A 1,407-nucleotide genomic window follows, 5' to 3' on the forward strand; every position below is an offset into this window, starting at 1 on the left:
TGGATCTACGTCAAGTTTTTGGACACAAAAAGATTAAGTTTTTTTGCACAACAACCATTCATGGATTGTTCCACATCCCAAGTAGATTGTCAAAGTGAAAAGAGCCTTTGACAATCTACTTGGGACGTGGAGAAATAAACCCATGGCTGTTGTGCCAAAAAATGTGAAGGGGGGAAGTGTTCTGTACCCCATGTTTTACGCTGCTATTCGGCACATTTTTTCGTATTCATCCGGTGTCAAATAACCAATGCTTCCATGAATTCGTTTTCGATTATACCAACCTTCGATGAATTGAAATAACGCAATTCTCGCTGTCTCAAAGCTTTCGTATTTGGTTAGATACACTTCTTCTTTTTTCAATATGGCATGAAAAGATTCAATACAAGCGTTGTCATATGGACATCCTTTTCGACTAAATGACGGAACCATTTCATGTTTTTTTAGTAGTTTTTGAAAGGCTTCACTTGTATATTGTGTTCCTAAATCTGTATGCACGATAAGACTAGGATCGGGCTTTTGATCTTGAATCGCATTCTGAAGTGCTTCCAGCACAATTTCTGTTGTCATTTTGCGAGAGAATTTATATCCAACTACTTTTTTCGTATGTAAATCAAGAACGGACGCTAGATAACACCAGCCATCACGAAGGGTGTGGATATACGTAATATCAGCTACCCATTTTTCATTAATCGTTGTGGTAGTGAAATCTTGATTTAATACATTTTCTCGTTCTTCTACAGGCTTTTGTGTTGGTGTTGGGCGAAACTTTTTTGCAATACAAGATTTGATGCCTGCTCGTTTCATCAGACGTTGAACTCGATTGATACTGCCTGTATAACCTTCTTTTTTAAGCATTTCATAAATTTTGGGTGCTCCATAACGTCCTTTACTTTCTTTATGAATTGCTTGAATGCGTTTAAGTAGCTTTTCGTTTGCGACATGATAGCGATTCGGCTTCTTATGAAACGATTCATAATACGTGCTTTTAGGCATCTTTAAAACACGACACATCATTTGGATTGGATGATGTTCGCTTTCTTCTGTAATTAAGTCAATCAGTTCTTGCTCATCTATTTTCTCGCGAATATGGTCATAGCCTTTTTTAGAATTTCGATCTCCTGTTTTAGTCGAAGATTTTCTTTTTGAATGGCTTCTACATCAGCCAAAGTTAACTCCTGTTCTCCTTCAATTGGAGAGAATTGCTTAATCCATTTATAAATCGTTACTTCAGAAACACCATATTCGCTAGAGAGTTGACTGACTGGAGTGCCAGAGCGATAAAGCCGGGCCACTGTTTGTTTAAATTCTTGATTATAACGTTTTTGACTCATAATTCGGACACGACCTTTCGTTAGTTCAATATTAATGACTTAACCTAGTTGTGTCCATAAATCTATACTACATCTA

Annotated in this window: 1 protein-coding gene; it reads right to left on the bottom strand. The window is 37.0% G+C overall.

Features of this window, described 5'->3' with window-relative positions; translation table 11 throughout:
- Window positions 1–195: 195 nt before the first annotated feature.
- Window positions 196–1,331 (bottom strand): IS3 family transposase gene (locus tag EKG35_RS20635; protein ID WP_425462055.1). Its coding sequence is split into 2 segments (ribosomal slippage): window positions 196–1,097 and window positions 1,097–1,331, totalling 1,137 coding nucleotides; the frame shifts between segments, so codons are not numbered across the junction.
- Between the last annotated feature and the right edge of the window lie 76 nt (window positions 1,332–1,407).

It is taken from the genome of Lysinibacillus telephonicus (genome assembly GCF_003966145.1).
Lineage (GTDB): Bacteria > Bacillota > Bacilli > Bacillales_A > Planococcaceae > Ureibacillus > Ureibacillus telephonicus.